The sequence below is a fragment of the Microbacterium sp. ZKA21 genome (assembly GCF_050434165.1).
In the GTDB taxonomy this organism is placed as follows: Bacteria; Actinomycetota; Actinomycetes; order Actinomycetales; family Microbacteriaceae; genus Microbacterium.
The window spans coordinates 249,297-269,860 of record NZ_JBNPVV010000001.1; the positions used below are offsets into that span (position 1 = coordinate 249,297).

Annotated in this window: 19 protein-coding genes; 6 read left to right on the forward strand and 13 right to left on the reverse strand. The window is 68.6% G+C overall.

Annotation, left to right across the window (positions count from 1 at the left end; all coding sequences use genetic code 11):
* Position 1 precedes the first annotated feature (1 nt).
* The 4 genes from M2317_RS01350 to M2317_RS01365 form a co-directional block, all read right to left on the reverse strand.
* Positions 2–604, reverse strand: a complete 603-nt coding sequence (locus tag M2317_RS01350) for a histidine phosphatase family protein (protein WP_429456589.1) — start codon at positions 602–604, stop codon at positions 2–4.
* A 67-nt stretch (positions 605–671) separates the two neighbouring features.
* A complete protein-coding gene (locus M2317_RS01355; RefSeq protein ID WP_429456591.1) occupies positions 672–1,700 on the reverse strand; it encodes an aldo/keto reductase in 1,029 nt (342 codons plus the stop codon).
* A gap of 210 nt (positions 1,701–1,910) precedes the next feature.
* Positions 1,911–4,187: a polyribonucleotide nucleotidyltransferase gene (locus tag M2317_RS01360; protein ID WP_429456593.1), complete on the reverse strand. Its 2,277-nt coding sequence runs from the start codon at positions 4,185–4,187 to the stop codon at positions 1,911–1,913.
* Between the two features lie 254 nt (positions 4,188–4,441).
* Positions 4,442–6,367: a GDSL-type esterase/lipase family protein gene (locus M2317_RS01365; RefSeq protein ID WP_429456594.1), complete on the reverse strand. Its 1,926-nt coding sequence runs from the start codon at positions 6,365–6,367 to the stop codon at positions 4,442–4,444.
* A 154-nt stretch (positions 6,368–6,521) separates the two neighbouring features.
* Here M2317_RS01365 and M2317_RS01370 point away from each other — a divergent pair, with 154 nt between their 5' ends.
* The gene (locus M2317_RS01370) at positions 6,522–7,142 is read left to right on the forward strand and encodes a DedA family protein (RefSeq protein ID WP_429456595.1); all 621 of its coding nucleotides are present in this window, start codon (positions 6,522–6,524) and stop codon (positions 7,140–7,142) included.
* 9 nt (positions 7,143–7,151) lie between these two features.
* A complete protein-coding gene (locus M2317_RS01375) occupies positions 7,152–7,331 on the forward strand; it encodes a DUF5302 domain-containing protein (protein ID WP_429456597.1) in 180 nt (59 codons plus the stop codon).
* A gap of 58 nt (positions 7,332–7,389) precedes the next feature.
* Here the strand turns inward: M2317_RS01375 and M2317_RS01380 are convergent, their stop codons facing one another.
* Together M2317_RS01380 and M2317_RS01385 are read right to left on the reverse strand one after the other, a co-directional pair.
* Positions 7,390–8,034: an FMN reductase gene (locus tag M2317_RS01380; protein WP_429456599.1), complete on the reverse strand. Its 645-nt coding sequence runs from the start codon at positions 8,032–8,034 to the stop codon at positions 7,390–7,392.
* Position 8,035: 1 nt separating this feature from the next.
* The gene (locus tag M2317_RS01385) at positions 8,036–9,235 is read right to left on the reverse strand and encodes an LLM class flavin-dependent oxidoreductase (protein WP_429457632.1); all 1,200 of its coding nucleotides are present in this window, start codon (positions 9,233–9,235) and stop codon (positions 8,036–8,038) included.
* A gap of 144 nt (positions 9,236–9,379) precedes the next feature.
* Here M2317_RS01385 and M2317_RS01390 point away from each other — a divergent pair, with 144 nt between their 5' ends.
* Entirely contained in the window at positions 9,380–10,513 is a 1,134-nt protein-coding gene (locus M2317_RS01390; RefSeq protein ID WP_429456601.1) for an acyltransferase family protein, read from the forward strand.
* 18 nt (positions 10,514–10,531) lie between these two features.
* On the opposite strand, the gene efeB is transcribed toward M2317_RS01390, so the two are convergent.
* From efeB to efeU, 3 genes are read right to left on the reverse strand one after another with little or no spacing between them, the layout of a single operon-like run.
* Positions 10,532–11,797, reverse strand: a complete 1,266-nt coding sequence (gene efeB / locus M2317_RS01395; protein WP_429456603.1) for an iron uptake transporter deferrochelatase/peroxidase subunit — start codon at positions 11,795–11,797, stop codon at positions 10,532–10,534.
* Positions 11,794–13,023 (reverse strand): iron uptake system protein EfeO, encoded by a 1,230-nt coding sequence (gene efeO / locus M2317_RS01400; RefSeq protein ID WP_429456605.1) that lies wholly within the window; start codon positions 13,021–13,023, stop codon positions 11,794–11,796. Before efeO ends, efeB begins: the two co-directional genes overlap by 4 nt.
* Complete coding sequence (gene efeU / locus M2317_RS01405) at positions 13,020–13,964, reverse strand: iron uptake transporter permease EfeU (protein ID WP_429456607.1); 945 nt, start codon at positions 13,962–13,964, stop codon at positions 13,020–13,022. The genes efeO and efeU overlap by 4 nt, the downstream gene beginning before the upstream one ends.
* Before the next feature lie 147 nt (positions 13,965–14,111).
* On the opposite strand from efeU, the gene M2317_RS01410 reads away from it, so the two are divergent.
* Positions 14,112–15,116 (forward strand): isopenicillin N synthase family dioxygenase, encoded by a 1,005-nt coding sequence (locus M2317_RS01410; RefSeq protein ID WP_429456609.1) that lies wholly within the window; start codon positions 14,112–14,114, stop codon positions 15,114–15,116.
* A 208-nt stretch (positions 15,117–15,324) separates the two neighbouring features.
* On the forward strand, positions 15,325–16,005 hold the full coding sequence (locus tag M2317_RS01415; protein WP_429456611.1) for an ankyrin repeat domain-containing protein: 681 nt from the start codon (positions 15,325–15,327) through the stop codon (positions 16,003–16,005).
* A gap of 89 nt (positions 16,006–16,094) precedes the next feature.
* Here M2317_RS01415 and rpsO read toward each other — a convergent pair whose 3' ends face one another.
* Positions 16,095–16,364 (reverse strand): 30S ribosomal protein S15, encoded by a 270-nt coding sequence (gene rpsO / locus M2317_RS01420; RefSeq protein ID WP_005048780.1) that lies wholly within the window; start codon positions 16,362–16,364, stop codon positions 16,095–16,097.
* A 202-nt stretch (positions 16,365–16,566) separates the two neighbouring features.
* Between rpsO and M2317_RS01425 the strand changes: the two genes are divergently transcribed.
* Entirely contained in the window at positions 16,567–17,793 is a 1,227-nt protein-coding gene (locus tag M2317_RS01425; protein ID WP_429457633.1) for an MFS transporter, read from the forward strand.
* Positions 17,794–17,820: 27 nt separating this feature from the next.
* On the opposite strand, the gene M2317_RS01430 is transcribed toward M2317_RS01425, so the two are convergent.
* The 3 genes from M2317_RS01430 to M2317_RS01440 form a co-directional block, all read right to left on the reverse strand.
* The gene (locus tag M2317_RS01430; protein WP_429456614.1) at positions 17,821–18,375 is read right to left on the reverse strand and encodes a YceI family protein; all 555 of its coding nucleotides are present in this window, start codon (positions 18,373–18,375) and stop codon (positions 17,821–17,823) included.
* Positions 18,376–18,512: 137 nt separating this feature from the next.
* A complete protein-coding gene (locus M2317_RS01435; protein ID WP_429456616.1) occupies positions 18,513–18,881 on the reverse strand; it encodes an FKBP-type peptidyl-prolyl cis-trans isomerase in 369 nt (122 codons plus the stop codon).
* 193 nt (positions 18,882–19,074) lie between these two features.
* Positions 19,075–20,526, reverse strand: a complete 1,452-nt coding sequence (locus M2317_RS01440; RefSeq protein WP_429456618.1) for a PrsW family intramembrane metalloprotease — start codon at positions 20,524–20,526, stop codon at positions 19,075–19,077.
* Positions 20,527–20,564: the final 38 nt, after the last annotated feature.

A 20,564-nucleotide genomic window follows, 5' to 3' on the forward strand; every position in this document is an offset into this window, starting at 1 on the left:
GTCAGACCGGGACGGCGTCCGGGAGGCCGGTGCGCAGTTCGACAGGCAGATGCCCCAGGTCGTTGTGGGTCAGCAGGGTCCAGGGTCTCCCCTGCTTCTGCGCGATGACCGTCAGACCGCAGTGCGCCTGATTCAGCGTCATCCACCGCCACTCCGGCGCCCCGAGGACTTCGCGCACGAACCATGAGATCACGAAATTGTGCGTGATGAGCACCTCGTGCACGTCCCCCTGCTTGCGCACCAGGAACTCGTTGACCGCGTCGGCCATCTGCGCCCCGCCCGCTTCGATCTCGGCATCCGTGACGGCGCCGAAGAACGGCTCGAACGCCGCAGGAGTGTCCTCCGTCAGCCCGGTCGGCACGCAGTCGAACAGCAGAGCGGAGGGCTCAGGGTCCACGGCGGGCAGCCGCGCCGCGATCGCGCGCGCCGTCTCCGTCGCCCGCACCAGCGGAGAATGCCACACCGCGTCGAGCGGGAGTCCCGACAGCCTGTCGGCGATCAGCTCCGCCTGCCGCTGCCCCCGAGGAGAGAGGGGTCCGTCATCGACGCCGTGCTCGGCATCCTGATGTTCGCCATGCCTGACCAGATAGATGTAGTGCGTCACAACCCGCTCGCTTCGTCGCCCGCCACCTTCGGTGGGCTCATCCAGCCTAACCGAGCAGCGCGGATGGTCAGTCGCCCGCGCGGGTGAGGTCGGCGATCTGCTGACGCGACAGAGCGACACCGGCGCCCTGCATCAGCTCGTCGACGTGCTGCACCGCGAACGTGTTCACGATCGGGGCGACGACCGTGCGCTGCGCGAGCAGCCACGCGATCGACACCGCGGCGACGGGAACCTGCACGTCGCTCGCCACCTGATCGAGCGCCTTCAGAATGCGGTTGCCTCGTCGGTTCAGGTGTTCGCGCAGCTGCAGTCCTCGCACACCCTGTGCCGCGAGAGCCTTGCTGCGGTGACGTCCCGAGAGGAATCCGTGCTCGAGCGCGTGCGACGGCGTAACGGCCAGTGTCTGCGCGCCAGCCACCAGCCGCATGTCGCCTTCGAACGGCTGACGGCGTACGAGGTTGTATGGCGCATCGAGCACCTCGATCCGCGGGTATCCGGCCGAGGCCAGGATACGCGCCTCGACGAGCCGTTCAGGGCTGAATCCGAATGCTCCGACCGAGCCGATCTTCCCCGCCTCACGCAACCACTCCACGGTCGCCAGCGTGTCTTCGACGTTCGTCGTCGCGTCGAACGTGGCGTCCAGATAGAGCACATCGATGCGCTCGACTCCGAGGCGCGTGAGCGATCCTTCGACAGCGCGCACGAGGTTGACCGAGCCGAGACCGGGGTTGTCGGCGTGCGATCCGATCCGCGCACTGAGCACGATCCCGTCGCGACGCCCGCGCGAGCGCAGCCACTGACCGATGATGTGCTCGCTGCGTCCGCCGGAGAAGCCGTCCGCCGTGTGCACGGCGTTGCCACCGAACTCGACATAGCGGTCGAGGATGTCGTGACTCGTCTCGAGATCGACGTTCCAGCCGAACTCGGCAGCACCCAGCATGAGCGGGAAGGTTTCGAATCCGGTCTCGCCGAGCGGGACCCGCATCGTCTCGCCGACGCCCGGTCCGACCACTGGGATCGGAGCGGACGGATGCTGCGACAGCGCGCGCTCGGCGGCTTCGGGTGTCCCGGCTGTACCGACGCCGAATATCCGCATGCTCTCACCCCCGCGAGTCGACCTGCACTTTCATGCGCTGTGTGCACCCCCGGTGCTTTCCTTACGAGAGTAAAGGACGATCCCGCCGTGCCCCGCCGATCCGGCGAACGCCAGGAGAATTCGTCATAACGTTTTCATCACGTCGCACACGAAGAAGACCCGGATCCTCCCCTCGGCGGGGTGGATCCGGGTCTTCGATCGATCAGAGGATCAGGCCTCGGCGGCCTCGGTCTCCGGTGCCGCGTCGGCCGCGGGAGCGTCGTCCAGGACGGGTTCGAGCGACAGCTTGCCGCGGTCGTCGATCTTCGTGATCTTCACGAGGATCTTCTGGCCGACCGAGAGCACGTCGTCGACGTTCTCGACGCGCTTGCCACCGGCGAGCTTGCGCACCTCGGTGACGTGCAGCAGGCCGTCCTTGCCGGGCAGCAGCGAGATGAAGGCGCCGAACGTGGCGATCTTCACGACGGTGCCGAGGAACTGCTCGCCGACCTCAGGGTTGGTGGGGTTGGCGATCGCGTTGACCTGCGCACGGGCGGCCTCGGCCGAGGGGCCGTCGGTCGCGCCGATGTAGACGGTGCCGTCCTCCTCGATGGAGATCTGCGCACCGGTCTCATCCTGGATCGCGTTGATCGTCTTGCCCTTCGGGCCGATCAGTTCGCCGATCTTGTCGACCGGGATCTGGACGCTGATCACGCGCGGAGCGGTCGGTGCCATCTCGTCGGGCGCGTCGATCGCGGCGTTGAGCACGTTCAGGATCGTCAGACGCGCGTCCTTCGCCTGCGTCAGGGCGCCGGCGAGGACCTCGGACGGGATGCCGTCGAGCTTCGTGTCCAGCTGGATGGCCGTGACGAACTCGCTCGTACCGGCGACCTTGAAGTCCATGTCGCCCAGGGCGTCCTCGGCGCCGAGGATGTCGGTCAGCGCCGCGTAGCGGGTCTGACCGTCGACCTCATCGGACACCAGGCCCATGGCGATGCCGGCGACGGGTGCACGCAGCGGCACACCAGCGTTCAGCAGCGACAGGGTCGAAGCGCAGACCGAGCCCATCGACGTCGAGCCGTTGGAGCTCAGCGCCTCGGAGACCTGACGGATCGCGTAGGGGAACTCCTCGCGGCTGGGCAGCACGGGTGCGAGTGCGCGCTCGGCCAGGAAGCCGTGCCCGATCTCGCGACGCTTCGGCGACCCGACGCGTCCGGTCTCACCGGTCGAGTAGGGCGGGAAGTTGTAGTGGTGCATGTAGCGCTTGCTCGTGGTCGGGGACAGCGAGTCGATCTGCTGCTCCATCTTGAGCATGTTCAGCGTGGTGACACCCATGATCTGGGTCTCGCCGCGCTGGAAGATCGCCGAACCGTGCACGCGAGGGATGACCTGGACCTCGGCATCCAGCGGACGGATGTCGGCGAGGCCGCGACCGTCGATGCGGATGCTGTCGGTGAGGATGCGTCCGCGGACGATCTTCTTGGTGACGGACTTGTACGCCGCCGAGAACTCGAGGGTCGCGACGGCCTGCAGCTCGCCGGCTTCGACAGCCGCGATCAGCTCGGCGTGGACGCGCTCCTTGATGGCGTCGTCGGCGCTCTGACGCTCCTTCTTGTCGGCGATCTGGTAGACGCCGACGAGATCGTCGTACGCGCGCTGCGCGACGAAGTCGTAGGTCTCCTGGCTGTACGGCAGGAAGACGGGGTAGACACCCGGCTCCTTGGATGCCGTGGCTGCCAGCTCGGCCTGAGCCTTGACCAGCTGCGCGATGAACGGCTTCGATGCTTCGAGGCCCTGCGCGACGACCTCCTCGTTGGGCTTGGTGGCGCCGCCCTTGATGAGGTTCCAGCTGTTCTCGGTGGCCTCGGCCTCCACCATCATGATCGCGACGTCTTCCGTGCCGTCGGCCTTGGTGACCACACGACCGGCGACGATGAGGTCGAACACGGCCTCCGAGACCTGCTCGGCGGTCGGGAAGGCGACCCACTGGTCGGCGTGCTGGCCGTGGCCGGGGATGAACGCCAGGCGGACGCCGGCGATCGGGCCGGAGAACGGCAGTCCCGAGATCTGGGTCGACGCGGATGCGGCGTTGATCGCGAGCGCGTCGTAGAACTCGCCGGGGGCGATCGACAGGACGGTGATGACGATCTGGACCTCGTTGCGCAGTCCGTCGACGAACGACGGACGCAGCGGACGGTCGATCAGACGGCAGACGAGGATCGCCTCGGTGGAGGGGCGGCCTTCGCGGCGGAAGAACGAACCGGGGATCTTGCCCGCGGCGTACGAGCGCTCTTCGACGTCGACCGTCAGCGGGAAGAAGTCGAAGCCCTCGCGCGGGTGCTTGCCTGCGGAGGTCGCCGACAGCAGCATGGTCTCGCCGTCGAGGTAGGCCGCGACCGAGCCCTGAGCCTGCTGAGCGAGGCGTCCGGTCTCGAAGCGGATGGTGCGGGTGCCGAAGCGGCCGTTGTCGAGAACGGCCTCGGTGGCGGTGATTTCAGGACCTTCCAAGAGGTCTCTCCTTCTTTGTTTCCTCTCGCGGGTCCGTGTGATCCGCGAGCGTGCATCGGAGTGAAGACGGAGAGTCCGGGCGCGCGGGCAATCCCGCGAATCTCACCTGCGCTGGCCACCAGTAGAAGACCACCCGACGCGTCGTGCCGAGGAACCCACCACAGGGGACCAGCTTCTCACCGGTTCCACTCCCCGCCAGCCTACCAGCGAGGGCGGCGAATCCCGCGATCACAGCGGGAATCCGCGGTCGGGACTCACCGTACGTGCGCCTCGCGCAGACTCGTCGAGCGACCGATGTACACGTAGTCGTCGTGCTTGGCGACCCGACCGTCTCCGGCCACCCGGCCGCGCATCCGGCGCCAGGCCCACGGCAGCGCGTGCTCGCGCCACCACGCCGCCCGCGTCGTCGGCTCGGCATCGTGCAGCACGGCATCCAGAGCACCCAGCGTCTCCGCATGCGGGACGTCGAGGATCTCACCGGCCCGGTACGCGAGGAACCGATGTCCTCTGCTGCCGAGGTGGACCAGGTCCTCGCCCCAGTTCGAACGATCGGCGAGCGAGGAGTGCAGGTCGGTGTCCAGCAGCATCGCACCGGTGCGCTCGGCGACTGCGGCGAGCGCGCTCGCGAAGGCGGCGAAGCGCCGCGCGAACAGTCCGGCAGCACGGCGGTCGGGGAGGAACGGCGTCACGAGCAGCACATCGGCGCCATCGGACCGGAGGGTGCGCACCGCGTCCTCGACTCGAGCGGCGAGTGCGGCGACGTCGGCCCGGGAGCGGACCAGGTCGTTCGCGCCCACGAGGATCGAGACGAGATCCGGCCGAAGCTCCCGCGCCCGCTGCAGCTGCTCACCGCACACATCGTCCACCCTCCGCGAGCGTACGGCGAGGTTCGCGTAATGCAGGCCGCCGCGCGCGGCCAGCAGCAGTGCCAGGCGGTCGGCCCACCCGCGCAGCGCGCCGTCGGGTGCCGGATCGCACAGTCCCTCCGTGAGCGAATCCCCCAGCGCCACGTAGCGGGTCCACCGACGAGGGGGATGCGTCACGACGGGCTCCGGCCGACGCACCCGCGACGAGCGCAGCGAACCGTCCACACGGTGCAGCGTCGCCGCCTCGTCGAAGTGATCCAGCAGCTGCGCGCACACCGCACTCCAGGTGCGCCCGGTCACGGCATCCCGTCCGGCTTCGCCGAAGGCGCGCCGCTTGCGCGCGTCGCCGGCGAGGTCCGCCACGCGCATGCGCAGATCGCCCAGGTCGCCGGGGCGATAAAGCCACCCGTCGATCCCCATGCGGACCAGGTCCAGCGGACCTCCGCGGCCCGTGGCCACGATCGGGACCCCGCTGGCGTGGGCCTCCTGCAGGGTCTGCCCGAAGGTCTCGCTCTCCCCCGGGTGCACGAAGATGTCGAACGACGCCATCGCGTCCGCAAGGTCGTCGCCGTCCAGATGCCCGAGGAACAGTGCACGCGGAAGGACGGTCTCGAGACGCGCACGCGCCGGCCCGTCTCCCACGATCACCAGGCGCACGCCGGGGATGTCCTGCAGGACGCGCAGATCCTCGACCTGCTTCTCGGCGGCCAGCCGCCCGACGTAGCCGACGAGGACGTCGCCGTCCGTGACGCGCTGCCACCCGGCGTCCCGGCGACCCGGATGGAACCGATCGGCATCGACGCCTCTGCCCCATCGGCGGATCCGGTCCACGCCGAGATCCTGAAGCTGCCGCTCGGACTCCGTCGAGGGAGCCAGCGTGAGGGTCGCGCGTCGGTGCAGCCGCAGGATGTGGTTCTGCGCGAACGCGGTGGTCGCGGCGAGGCGATAGCGCTCGGTATAGGCGGCGACATCGGTCTGATACGCGGCGACGGCCGGGACATCCAGTCGTGCGGCCGCGAGCGCTCCGCGCCAGCCGAGCGCGAAGGGCGAGGCGAGATGGACGACATCCGGGCGGAACTGATGGAGGGATGCCGCGACCCGGTGCGCCGTGGCCGCACCGACACGGACGTTGCGGTAGCCGGGAAGCGCGAGGCTCGGGACCGGCTCGACGCGGGCGCCGAAGAGGGAAGCGGGGATGCCGACGGCATCCGGGGCGAGCACGTGGGCGGAGTGCCCCTCGCGCTCGAGGTGACGGAGGATCTGCAGGACAGATCCCGTCACACCGTTCATGTGCGGCAGGAAGGATTCGGTCACGATCGCGACTCTCACGCTGCCAGGATGCCGCGCCGGATCGCCCTCAGCCGCCGACGGCACCCGTGGTCGCGGAGAGTTCACCCGTTGCACGACTGCCCGTCACCCGCTATCCCCGATTCGGTTGCCGTTCACCTCGGACGGCCACAGTGTCCGGGTGATCACGGATGGCGTCGCCGAACTCGTCACCGGCCCCTGGGCCCTCGCGGTGATGTCCCTGCTCGTACTCGGAGACGCGTTCTTCGTCGTGGTGCCCGGCGAGATCGCCGTCACCGCCCTCGGGGCGCTCTCCATCTCCACGGGGGCGCCACCGCTGTGGTCCGTGGTCCTCTGCGCCGCCGCGGCCGCGATGACCGGCGATCTGCTCTGCTATGCCATCGGCCGCTGGGCGGGCATCGACCGATGGCGCTGGATGCGGGCGGAACGTGTCCAGCGCGCGCAGCGATGGGCACGCGGGCGACTGGAATCCGGCACGACCGTGGTGCTGTTCACGGCGCGGTTCATCCCGTTCGCCCGTCTCGCGATCAACCTGGTCGCCGGCGCCACCCGCATCCCGCTGCCGCGCTATTGCGCGCTCGTTGCACTGGCCGCCACCGGCTGGGCGGCGTACCAGTCGGCGATCGGTGCCCTCATCGCCGCTGTCCTGCCCGGCGGGCCGGTCGTCGCGATCGTGGTGTCCGTGATCTGCGCTGTCGCGATCGGCGCGCTGATCGATCTCGCGCTCCGGCACCGGGCGCGCCGGAAGATGTCCTCCCCCTCCGACCCGGCGTCCGGCTAGGCTGACGGCATGAGCACGCCAGACGACGCCGTCTCCTCTTCGGACGAGATGAAGCGCAAGTTCAAGGAAGCGCTCGAGAAGAAGAACGCGCAGAGCCGTCAGGGAGAGGCGCACCTGGATGGCGATTCCGCCATCCACGGGACGCATTCAGCCCAGACGCACCGCGAGTTCCGACGCAAGAGCGGTTGACCGCACCGAGAAGGCCGCCCCGATGGGGCGGCCTTCGTGCTGTGCACCGATGCTCGGTTCACTCCCCCGCGAGACCGCCGAGCAGGTGGCCGAACGAGCGTCCCTCGCCCAGATAGGTCGCCGGGTCGAACGGGTCGCCGGCGGCCACGGCATCCTTCCGCGAGATCGCTACGGCGAGCTCCTTCGCCCCCTTCTCCACGCGCTTGGCCAGCGGGGCGACGTCATCGGCCGCGCTGCCCCAATCGCTGGACGCCGCGAACACGCCGGTGGAGACGGGTTCGGCATGCAGATAGGCGAACAGCGGACGGATCGCGTAGTCGATCGCGAGCGAGTGCCGTGCGGTCCCGGCGTTCGCGCCGATCAGCACGGGCTTGCCGGTGAGCGAGTCCGGATCGAGCACGTCGATGAACGACTTGAACAGTCCGGAGTAGCTCGTCGAGAAGATCGGCGTGACGGCGATCAGCGCATCCGCGGAGACCACCGTGTTGATCGCGGTCTCCAGGGCGGGCGGTGCGAAGCCGGTCAGCAGATTGTTCATGATGTCGTGCGCGAGATCGCGCAGCTCGATCACGTCGACGCTGACCTCGTCGCCCTGCTCGGTCAGCATCCGCGCCGTCTCGGCGGCGAGTCGATCGGCGAGCATGCGGGTCGACGACGGGTTCGACAGTCCTGCCGAGATGACGGCGATGCGGCGCGTGGTCATGTCATGCCTCCGTCCGGCCGAGACCGAAAGCGGCACCCGCGGGCTGCGGAGTGTCCTGGTACGGCGAACCGGCGGTGAGGTTGTCTCCGCGGTTGGCGCCGGGGCGGGCCTCGCGCGTCGGGCCGTCGCCGTAGGCCGCCGCGACCAGGGAGGCGTGCGTCGGGGCATCCGGTGTCTCAGCGGGCCGATTCTTCGCCAGCTCGCGACGCAGTGCGGGGACGACCTCGCCGCCGAGGATGTCGAGCTGCTCGAGCACCGTCTTCAGCGGGAGCCCGGCGTGATCGACGAGGAACAGCTGACGCTGATAGTCGCCGAACGTCTCGCGCATGGCCGCGTACCGATCGATGACCTGCTGCGGCGACCCGACGGTGAGCGGCGTCATCTCCGTGAAGTCCTCCATGCTCGGACCGTGACCGTACACGGGCGCGTTGTCGAAGTAGGGCCGGAACTCGTTCACGGCGTCCTGCGAGTTCTGTCGCATGAAGACCTGTCCGCCCAATCCGACGATCGCCGTCTCCGGAGCCCCGTGCCCGTAGTGCGCCCAGCGCTGGCGGTAGAGCTCGATGAGGCGCTGGTAGTGCTCCTTCGGCCAGAAGATGTTGTTCGCGAAGAAGCCGTCGCCGTAGTACGCGGCCTGCTCGGCGATCTCGGGGGTGCGGATCGACCCGTGCCAGACGAACGGCGCGACGCCATCGAGCGGACGGGGGGTCGATGTGAAGCCCTGCAGCGGAGTGCGGAACTTGCCCTCCCAGTCCACGACGTCCTCACGCCACAGCCGGTGCAGCAGGTTGTAGCTCTCGATCGCGAGCGGAAGGCCCTGACGGATGTCCTTGCCGAACCAGGGGTACACCGGGCCGGTGTTGCCTCGGCCGAGCATGATGTCGGTGCGTCCGTCGGAGACGTGCTGGAGCATTGCGAAGTCCTCGGCGATCTTCACCGGGTCGTTCGTGGTGATGAGCGTGGTCGACGTGGACAGGATGATCCGCTCGGTCTGACCGGCGATCGCGGCGAGTGTCGTCGATGGCGACGACGACCAGAACGGCGGATTGTGGTGCTCGCCGATGGCGTACACGTCGAGGCCCACCTCTTCGACGTGCTTCGCGATCGTGATCGCATCCTTGATCTTCTGCGCCTCACTCGGCGTCTCGCCCGTGACCGGGTTCTGCGTGATGTCGCTGACACTGAAGATGCCGAACTGCATCCCCGCGGTGACGTCCTGCTCGCTCATGTGCTGCTCCGTGTCCTTCGGAGCGGATGCCGTGGCATCCGCTTGTATTCGTTTGAATGTATCTGTGTCAACGCGATGCGCACAACTTTATTCCCGTCCGGAATGTAGCCTCGGAGGATGAGCAGTGCCGCACAGTCTCCGACCGGCCCGATCACCGGATCGATCCAGCGGCCCCGCCGACGCGTCCCCTTCTGGGACAACGCCCGCTACGCCTGCATCGTCCTGGTGGTCCTGGGGCATGCGATCCAGCGTCTGACCTACGACTCCGACATCGCCATGGCGCTGTACCTGTCGTTCTACGCGTTCCACATGCCCGCGTTCGCGATCATCGCCGGCTACTTCTCGAAGTCCGCACCGCCGACCAAGCGCCAGATGGCGCGCGTCATCACGGACATCCTGGTGCCGTACGTCATCTTCGAGATGCTGTGGACCCTGACGAAATGGCTCGTCGAAGGCCAGGCGTCCCCGAATCTCACCGAGCCGTCCTGGACGCTGTGGTTCCTGCTCGCCCTCGGCATCTTCCGACTCGTGCTCCCCTACCTCGCCCTGCTGCGCTGGCCCCTGCTCTGGGCGCTGCTGATCTCGATCGGGGCCGGCTACCTGCCCAACGTCGACAGCACCTTCTCGCTGTCGCGGACGCTCGGCTTCCTGCCGTTCTTCGTACTCGGATGGTGGCTGCGCGAGCACGACATCGTCGACAGGTTCCGATTGATCGACTTCCGGCCGTGGTGGCTGCGTGCGCTCGCCGTCGTGCTCTTCGCGATCGACGGCTTCGTGGCGTGGAACTGGGTGGAGATCTGGGCGAGCATCGACCTGGACAAGTGGTTCTTCTACGACGACGCGTACTCCGCCCTCGGGGTCGATACGTGGTGGTCCGGCCTCGTGCGACTCCTGCTGATCCTGATCGGGCTGCTGCTCAGCGCCGCGTTCTTCGTGCTCATCCCCCGGCGCACCACCTGGTGGACGCAGTTCGGGCAGTACACGATGTACGTGTACCTCCTGCACTCGTTCGTGCTGTATCCGTTCCGCGAATCCGGCATCCTGCGCGACGCGGAGCCCACCTGGCTCTGGCTGCCCAGCGTCATCCTGCTCTCGGTCGCGATCGCCGTCGTGCTCGCCACCAAGCCGGTGCGGTGGCTGTTCCGGCCGCTCGTCGAACCCCGACCGGCATGGCTGTTCCGGGACCGCTCGCTCGTTCCCGATCCGGCGCGGCGCAACGACCCGACCGGATCCCGCCGGCCGCGGGCATAGCGCCGCCGGAACGAGGCGTCAGGCGAACAGACCAGCCCCGACGAATGAGCCGGCCCGCGCTCCCGGCGGGATCGCCCAGATGCCCGAACCGACGTGCCGGATGTACTCGTTCAGCAGATCCGTCGCCAGCCGCCGCTGCACGGCGACGAACTGGGCGGGGTCGCGCTGGTAAGACAGGAAGAACAGTCCGGCATCCAGCCGACCGAGCTCGGTGTTGCCGCCGACGTAGTTGAAGCCGCGCCTCAGCAGCCGGATGCCGTCGTTCGCCTCGGGATGCGCCAGCCGGACGTGACTGGCGGCGTCGATCGCAGTTCCGGAGAAGTCCGGCGCGGTGAATTCGTCGCCGCCGGACAGCGGCGCGCCGACGCCCTTGTCCCGGCCGATGATCGTGTTCTGCTCGGCCAGTCGCACGCGATCCCACGTCTCGATCAGCATCGCGATCTTGCGCGCGACGAGGTAGGAGCCACCGGCCAGCCATGCCGGCGCGTCGGACTCGGACACCCAGACGTGCGCGCGCAGGGCGTCCGCATCGGTGCCGAGGATGTTCGCGGTGCCGTCCTTGAATCCGAACAGATTGCGCGGCGTGGCCTGATCCGTACTCGTGCGCGAGGTCTTCCCGTACCCGAGCTGCGACCAGCGCAGGCGCGCACGACCGAAGGCGATGCGGGAGAGATTGCGGATCGCGTGGACCGCGACCTGCGGGTCGTCCGCGCACACCTGGATGCAGAGGTCGCCGTCGCTGCTTCCCGGATCGAGATCGTCTCCGAGGAAGGCCGGCAGCGGCGCGAGCGCCTTTGGTCGGCGATCCGCGATACCGAACCGGTCCGCTCCCTCGGCCTCGAACAGCGATGCGCCGAAGCCGAACGTGATCGTGAGAGATGCCGATGGCAGGCCGAGCGCCTCGCCGGTGTCGTCCGGAGGCATCTCCGGGTCGCCTCCGACCGCGCCGGTCGCACTCACTTCGAGCCCCTGGGTGAGCCGGGACGCGGCGTAGGACCAGTCCTGGAGCAGCGAGATGAGATCCGCGCGGTTCGTCCGCGGCATCATGTCGAAGGCGGCGAAGTGCAGGTGCTCCTGCACGGGCGTCGCGATCCCGGCCTGGTGCTCGCCGAAGAAGGCGTGCGAAGCGGCGGGCTCCGCCGCAGTGCTCGCCAGGGCGGCGCCGACGGCGGCACTCGCACCGACACCGGCGACGATCCCTGCCGCACCGGCGCCCAGGGCGATCCCGAAGAGCCCTCGGCGGCTGAGACCGGAGGATGCTTCGTCCGACGGCTGATCGGTCACGTCAGGAGAGCGGTGAGCTGCGACAGCGGCTCGGCCAGTGCGTTGATCAGGTCGGTGAACTCGCGCTTGTCCTCGTCGGTCAGCTCGCCGTACGAGACGAACCCGTCGACCAGTGATCCGTGGGCTGCGAGCGAGGTCTCCAGATCCGCGTAGCCGGCATCGATCCGATCGACCAGTGCGGCCCCGTCCTCGCCCTGTGCCGCGGCGAGGTCGCGCACCAGCGAGAACGCCATCTTCGAGCCTTCGACGTTGGCGGCGAAGTCCCACAGGTCGGTGCCGGACCACCAGTCCTCCTCACCGCTGATCTTGCCGGTGGCGACCTCGTCCAGCAGTGCGATCGCACCGTTCGAGATGCCGGCGATGCCCTGGGCGTCGAGCGCGTCGGTGAACTCGGCGGAGTGCACGTAGTCGTAGAGCTCCTGGACGTCGGCGAGAAGGGTGTCGCCGAAGTCGGCGCGCTCGACGGTCGTCGACGGCGCCCAACCCTGCCATGCCGGAGTCGCCGCGTCGGCGTTCAGCGCCGTCTCGGCGGGGACCCAGAGATCCTTCTCGATGCGGTGGAACCCGGTCCAGTCGAGTCCTTCGGCCACGGCATCCACTTCCCGGTAGTCGATGCGCGGGTCCAGGTCTCCGAGCGATTCGGCCACCGGTTCGATGCGCTCGTAGAACGCACGCGTCTGCGGGAACAGTGTTCGCGCGGTCTCGTCATCGCCCGACTCGTAGGCGGCCACGAGGTCCTCGGTCGCGGGAACGAGCTGGCCGACCTGGTCCTTCACGAACGCGGCGTACAGGTCGACGGCCTGCTGCTTCTGCTCGGCGTCCTCCCCCTCGATCGCGACGGTCTCGCCGCTGACGGTGAAGGCGGACTTCCCGACTCCCGCCCCGATCATGCCCGGCTTGCAGAGGGTGAAGTACTCCCCGGGCTGGGCGACGACGGTCAGGGTGCGGGATGCCGATGGTGCGATGTTCTCGACCTCGCCGACGATGCGCAGGCCGTCTTCGGCGAGCAGGTAGAACTCGGTGATCTCGTCCGATTCGTTCACGACCTCGAACGTCAGGGTTCCGCTCTGCGCCGACGCATCCGACACGGCGCACTCCGAGGCCGTCGACGAGACCGTCAGTGCCGCTGCGCCTTCGGTGTCGCTCTTGGGGACGCACCCCGACAGGACGAGCGCCGCCGTGGCGGTGGCGGCGAGCACGCCGACGAGCCGAAGGGATGTGTTCATGATGCTCCTTGGATGAGGGATGGCGCGGATGCCGCGACGGCGGCGTCCGAAGCGGAGGAGGTTCGGCGTGTGCGCGGCATGATGCCGCGCACGTAGAACACGCCGACGAGGACGACGTACAGGGACCACGCGATGATCTGCAGCCACGTCATCGCGGGCATGAATCCGAAGACGGCCTGCAGGACCGCGGCGAGCGCGCCACGCGGTGGGACCGCAGCGCTGACGTCGAAGGCCCAGCCGAACGGGAAGCCGGAGAATCCCGCAGCCACGGCACCGGTGACCGGATCGATCGGCGCAGCCGCCGTGAACGGACCGGGCAGCACGCCGGCCTCCTGCAGATCCATGACCGCGTAGGCGAGGACGCCGGCTGCCACGATGACGAGGAAGGCGCCGGTCCACGCGAAGAACCGGCGCAGATCCAGGCGCACGGCGCCTCGAGCGATCAGGACCCCGGCGACGGCGGCGCACGCCAGGCCGAGCACGGCCCCCAGCAGCGCCTGCGGTGCGCTGCCGAACGACTGGACCATCGACCAGAGCAGCAGAGTGGTCTCGATGCCTTCGCGCGCCACGGAGACGAATCCGATGAGCACGATCGCCCACATGCCCCCGGTCGCCAGCGCACGGTCGATCCCGCCCTCCAGCGTCCTCTTCATGGTGCGACCGGCCTTCTGCATCCAGAAGATCATCCAGGTCACCATCGCGACGGCGAGCAGCGAGAGAAGACCGCCGATCAGCTCCTGCGCGACGAAGGTCAGCTCATACGCTCCGAAGGTGAGCACGGCGCCGATGCCCAGCGCGAGGGCGATGGCCAGACCGACGCCGCCCCACAGGCGCGGAAGGACGTCGCGCCTGTCGAGCCGTGACAGATACGCCACGAGGATCCCGACGACGAGGGCCGCTTCGAGGCCCTCTCGGAGGCCGATGAGGAAGGTCGCGAGCACAGGCGGAACTCTCTGAGATCGGAAAGGTTAGGGATGCCTAACCTCAAGTAAATTAGCACGTCGCGCGTCGATCTCCGCACGCCCACCTCCGGTAACGCGGCGCAACACTGTTCGCGCGGCATCCCGTCCTCGACCTAGCCTCGGGTCATGGCCGACCTGAACCTTCCGATCCTCGATCTGTCCCGCCTCGATGCCGGACCCGAAGCAGCTGCGCAGTTCCGTGACGATCTGCGCGCGGCGACTCACGACGTGGGGTTCTTCTATCTCACGGGCACCGGTGTTCCGCCCGAACTGACCGAGCGCCTCCACCGGGCGGCGCGGGACTTCTTCGCTCTGCCCGTCGAGGACAAGCTCGCGATCGAGAACATCAACAGCCCGCACTTCCGCGGATACACCCGCGTCGGCGGCGAGCGGACCCAGGGCGAGGTGGATTGGCGCGAGCAGATCGACATCGGACCTGAGCGCGAGACGGTCTCCGGTGGTCCCGCGTTCAACCGTCTGATCGGCCCGAACCTGTGGCCGGCCGCTCAGCCCGAGCTGCGGGATGTCGTCCTCGAGTGGCACGCGAAGCTCAGCGATGTCGCCCGGAAGCTCTTGCGGGCATGGGCTCTGGCGCTCGGCGCCGAAGAGGACTACTTCGAGTCGAACTTCGGCGAACCGTCCACGCTGATCAAGATCGTCCGCTACCCGGGAACAGATGAGCCCGAGCCTCAGCAGGGCGTCGGCGCGCACAAGGACTCCGGCGTCCTGACCCTGCTCTGGGTGGAGCCGGGAAAGGGCGGCCTCCAGGTCGAGCGCGACGGCGAGTGGGTCGCGGCTCCCCCTGTCGACGGCGCGTTCGTGGTGAACATCGGCGAGCTGCTGGAGTACGCCACCGATGGTTACCTCAAGGCCACCAACCACCGGGTCATCTCACCCCAGGCGCCCGATGAGCGCATCTCGGTGCCGTTCTTCTTCAACCCCGCCCTGGACAGAACCCTGCCGATCATCGAACTGCCCGCGGAACTCGCCGCTCAGGCCCGCGGCGTCACCCAGGATCCGGGCAACCCGATCCACAGCCTGTACGGCGAGAACGCCCTCAAGTCGCGGCTGCGCGCCCACCCGGACGTCGCCGCGATCCACCACGCGGATCTCGTCGAAGCGCGCGTCTGAGACGACGACGGCGCCCACTGCCCCCTGAGCGGGCGGTGGGCGCCGTCGCTGTCGTCGGAGACGGTCCAGGCGCCCGTCGAACCGCGAAGGTCCAGCCGATCGGATGATGCGCAGTGCACCCCTCATCTGCGAATCTGGCCTACCCGAACGCGAAAGGCGACCGATGCCCGTCTCTCTCCGAATCCCCCGCCGACGTCGACGCGTGAACATGGCCGCTGTTCTCACGGCTGTGGTCGCGCTCACCGCGCTCACGGCAGCCGCGTGCGCACCGAGCGATCCCCCGCCGGCGGAGGCGTCCGACACTGCGACCGACGCTCTCCGGCGCGCCGTCGAGAGCGACGACACGACGGCGATTCGACAGGCCGTCGACGACGGGGCCGACATCGAGGCGCGCGACGCCGGAGGCGCCACGCCGCTGATCACGGCCACGAAAGCGGGACGGACGGATGCTGCGCTCGCGCTGCTCGACGCCGGCGCTGACCCGAACGCGAAGGACAGCATCCGGGACTCCGCCTTCCTGTACGCCGGCGCCGAAGGGCTCGACGAGATCCTCATCGCCACGCTGGAGCACGGCGCAGACGTGACGAGTACCAACCGGTTCGGCGGGACGGCCCTCATCCCCGCCAGCGAGCACGCGCACGTGTCGACCGTTCGCATCCTCATCGAGGCCGGTGTTCCGCTCGATCACGTGAACGACCTGGGGTGGACGGCCATCCACGAGGCGATCGTCCTCGGAAACGGCTACGCCGAGCACGTCGAGACGATCCGCCTGCTGCTGGAGGCCGGCGCCGACCCGACGCTTCCGGACGGCGACGGGGCGACTCCGCGCGAGCTCGCCGCCCGCGCCGGCTACGACAGGATCGTCGCGCTGCTCGACGCGGCAGCCTGATCACCCCGCACACGATGAAGGCCTCCCCGCACCGGCGGGGAGGCCTTCTCAAGAATGTTCTGCGCGATTGAACGCTGGAACGCGGTGCGTTATCGACGGAGGCCGAGACGCTCGATCAACGAGCGGTAACGGTTGATGTCGATGTCCTGCAGGTAACCCAGCAGGCGACGGCGCTGACCGACGAGCAGGAACAGGCCACGACGCGAGTGGTGGTCGTGCTTGTGCTCCTTGAGGTGCTCGGTGAGGTCCTTGATGCGCTGCGTCAGCATCGCGACCTGCACCTCGGGGGATCCGGTGTCACCGGGGTGCGTCGCGTACTCTTCGATGATCGCCTTCTTGACGTCTGCTTCCAGTGCCATAGATTCGATCCCCTCTCTGCTTGTTGCGCGGCGCCCGACGCCTGATGCGTGGGCTCTCTTTATCCGCGGCCGATCGAACGGCAACCTGAAGAGTCTACCAGCCCGCGGCGGCACCTGAGACGCCCGAGGCCGATAGCCTCGTGAGGTGCCCTCCGCTCTGATCGATCTTCGCCCGTTCCGGGCCAGCGGAGCCTTCACCCGGATGTGGATCGGGTCCACGCTCGCGGGACTCGGCGGGCAGCTGACGATCGTCACCGTGATGCTGCACGTCTTCGATCTGACGGGCAGCACCTTCGCCGTATCCATGGTGGCTTTCGCCGGACTGGCGCCGATGATCCTCGCCGGCCTGTACGGCGGGATGCTGGCGGATGCGTTCGATCGCCGGACCGTCGCGCTGGTCGCCGCCGTCGTCACGTTCGCATCCACTGCCGCGCTGGCCGCTCTCACGTGGTCGCACCTCGAGACCATCTGGTGGCTGTACGCGCTGAGCATCGTCATCTCCGCGGCGAACTCGGTGGGGATGGCGACGCGCACGGCCATCGTGCCGCGCCTGCTCCCCCGCGATCTGCTCGCGGCCGCCTCCGCGCTGAACGGCATCACACTGGGGCTCATGGTGATGGTGGGTCCGGCGCTCGCCGGCATCCTCGTGGCGACGACCGGCTACGGCTGGACCTACACGCTCGATGTCGTCCTCATGCTCGCCATGTTCCTCGGACTCTGGACCCTTCCGGCGCTTCGGCCCGAAGGACCCATCGTCCGACCCGGCCTGGAATCGCTGGTGGACGGCTGGCGCTTCCTCAAACGCGCGGGCAACATACGGATGCAGTACCTGCTCGACATCATCGCGATGACATTCGGCCAGCCACTGGCACTCTTCCCCGCTCTCGGCACCGTGCTGCTGGGCGGCGGCGCGGTGACCACCGGTGCACTCACGGCGGCCGTCGCCGCCGGCACGTTCCTGTCGAGCCTGTTCTCGGGACGCGTCGTGCGCTACCGCTGGCACGGACGCGGCATCCAGCGCGCGATCCGCGCCTACGGCGCCGCGATCCTCGCGTTCGGCCTGGTGCTGCTGGCAGGCACCGCGCTGCCTGGCGCAACCGAGGCGGAGCCTCATCTCGCGCTCATCGCGCTGGCCTGCACGGCCCTCGCCGCATCGGGAGCCGCCGATAACATCAGCTCGATCTATCGGAACACGATGATGCAGGCGTCGGTCCCAGACGGCATCCGCGGGCGTCTGCAGGGGATCTTCATCGTCGTGGTCGCGGGTGGTCCGCGGGTCGGCGCTCTGTATGCCGGAACGCTCGCCACCCTGACCGCGCTGTGGTGTCCGCCGCTGCTCGGCGGGCTGATCGTGATCGTGCTCGTCGCGCTGCTGGCTCGACGGCATCCCCGATTCGCCGCCTACGACGCGGAGAACCCCGAACCCTGACGGGTCCGGGGTTCTCGAGAACCGCACTCAGTCCTGCTGGAGGGACCCCTGCAGGTCGAGGTTGATCGTGATGTCCTTGCCGACGAGCACACCGCCGGTCTCGAGCGCGGCGTTCCAGGTGAGGCCGAAGTCCTCCCGGTTGATCGTCGTGGTCGCCGACGCGCCGGCCTTGTAGTTGCCCCACGGGTCGACGCCGAAGCCGCCGAAGTCGAGGGCAAAGGTCACCGGCTTCGTGGTGCCGCGGATCGTCAGGTCGCCGTCGACGAGGAAATCGCCCTTCTCGACACGAGCGCCCGTGGAGACGAACTCCATGGTCGGGTGGTTCTCGACGTCGAAGAAGTCGCCGGAGCGCAGGTGCGCGTCGCGGCCCTCGTCCTTGGTGTCGACCGAGGTGACGTCGACGCTCGCGGTGACCGTGGCGTCGAGCGGGTTCTCGGGAGCCACGAGCGTCGCGCTCTTCACACCGAAGGTCCCGCGGACCTTCGAGATCATCATGTGGCGGACACTGAAGGTGACCTCGCTGTGCGCGGGGTCCAGCACCCAGGTGCCTGCGCGATAGCCGGGAACGTCGATGGTGGTCATGTGATCTCCTCGAGAAAGTCGGGCCGCGTTCGCGGCGTTCGATACAGGGTAACTCGTATGCGCATGAATGTATTCCGAACAATCGGCGACAAGGCGAAGGCCCCCGCCCTGATGGGCGGAGGCCTTCGGATCCCTGATCAGCCGACGGCGACCAGATCGATGATGAAGATCAGTGTCTTGCCGGAGAGGAAGTGGCCGGCGCCGGCCGGGCCGTATGCGAGCTGCGGCGGGATGACGAGCTCGCGTCGTCCGCCGACCTTCATACCGGGAATGCCGTCCTGCCAGCCCTGGATCAGGCCCCGCAACGGGAACTGGATCGTCTCGCCGCGCCCCCAGGAGGAGTCGAACTCCTCGCCGGAGTCGAATTCGACGCCCGCGTAGTGCACGGTCACGGTGTCGCCGGGCTTGGCTTCGGCGCCGTCGCCTTCGATGATGTCTCGGACCACGAGCTCCACGGGAGCGGGACCGGTGGGTGCGTCGAACTCTGGCTTCGTGCGTTCAGTCATGCCCTCCATACAACCGGAGGGCCGATCGAGGGTCAACGCGACAGGACGTGCCCAGAGCGAACAGCACCAGCAATGCACCCCTGGACAGACTCAGCGCCCGGTGCTGCGGCGATGCCTGCATGACTCCCGGGCGCTGAGTTGATCTGAGACCAGGGTGCACCCGGCCCGGACCGGTGTCAAGTACCTGATTCGATCAGTACGCGAGCAGCGCAGCCCGCGCGGCTCGCGTGCGCATCAGGAGCGCACGCTCGTCCTCGGCGGCATGGACGTCCCGTCCGGCGATCGCACGCTGGCGGACGGCGGCGAGCGCCGTGGCGTCCTTGATGAACCCGCGCATGATCGGACGCCGATCCCCCCGCAGCGTGGCGGCCCAGGCGAGGCCGGTCTTGCGCCCGGCCGGTGTCGCGAGCATATCGACCTCTTGCGGCGTGAACCAGCCGGCGACCGCGTACTCGGACAGGCGCTCCCTCGTCAATCGCGCCTCCTCCCGCTTGAGTGCGACGATGCCGAAGATGAACCCGACGAACAGCGGCACCTGCAGCGTCACGTACAGCAGGAAGAAGTTCGCGAACGTCGCCGAGCCGTTCCAGAATCCGTGCAGCAGCATCGCGCCGAGCATGCCGAGCGCGCCGGCCCCGAGGACACCGCCGACCGAGGCACCGCGTCGCGCCGCGAGGCCGATGGCGAAGCCGGTCAAGGCGGTGAACATGGCGTGCGCGAACGGCGACATGAGTCCGCGCAGGACGAACGTCACGGTGAGCTGCTCCCCGCCGCCCTCGATCAGACTGATGGCGAAGTACTGGATGTTCTCGGTGAACGCGAAACCGGCCCCGACGAGGGCACCGTAGACGATCCCGTCCACGGGGCCGTCGAACGTGCGCCGCGCCATGAGGTAGATGAGGAAGACGCCGAGTCCCTTGAACAGCTCCTCCACGATGGGCGCCTGCAGCACCGCCGCAGTGTTCTCGTCCCGGAAGGGGAACATCACGGTCACGCCGATGTCGACGAGCAGCGTGAGCCCGACCGCGGCGATCGCACCCCACGCGATCGCGAAGAACACGATGCGCTTCGGCTCCGGCTCCCAGCGGTCGATGAGCCGCACGCCGAGGAAGACGATCGCCAGCGGAATCAGCGCCAGCACGAGACCGATCATCGACGCCACGGAACCCAGCGCCCAGACGAAGTAACCGGCCAGGGCGATCAGGACGAAGCCGAGCACTCCGAACAGCCAGATCGACACCGTGCGGCCCTTTCGCACCGGCACCGGAAGCTGCGGGATGGCCGGTGCCGGCGATGGGGCGGCTGGGGCGGCGGGCGGTGCGTAGCGCGCCGGTTGAGCCAGGGCGGAGGCGTACACCGGGCGCGCGAACTGCGCGGGGGTGTACTGCGCCTGCTGCGGAGGCGCGTACTGCGGCTGCTGCTGGGGCTGGGGCGTGTACTGCGGCTGCTGCTGAGGCTGGGGCGTGTACTGCGGCTGCTGCTGGGGCTGCTGCGCGTACTGCGGCGGCTGCGGCGGCGGCGCATACTGCGTCGGTGCGTGGAGCGGCTGCGGCTGCGCGGGCTGCGGAGGGGGAGGCGCGTACTGCGGCCGCGGCGGGGGCGGCGTGTACGGCTGCTGAGGCTGGTCGGATCCTCCGGAAGTCATAGCTAGAGCCTAGAGGCACCTTCACCCGGGTCCGGCAG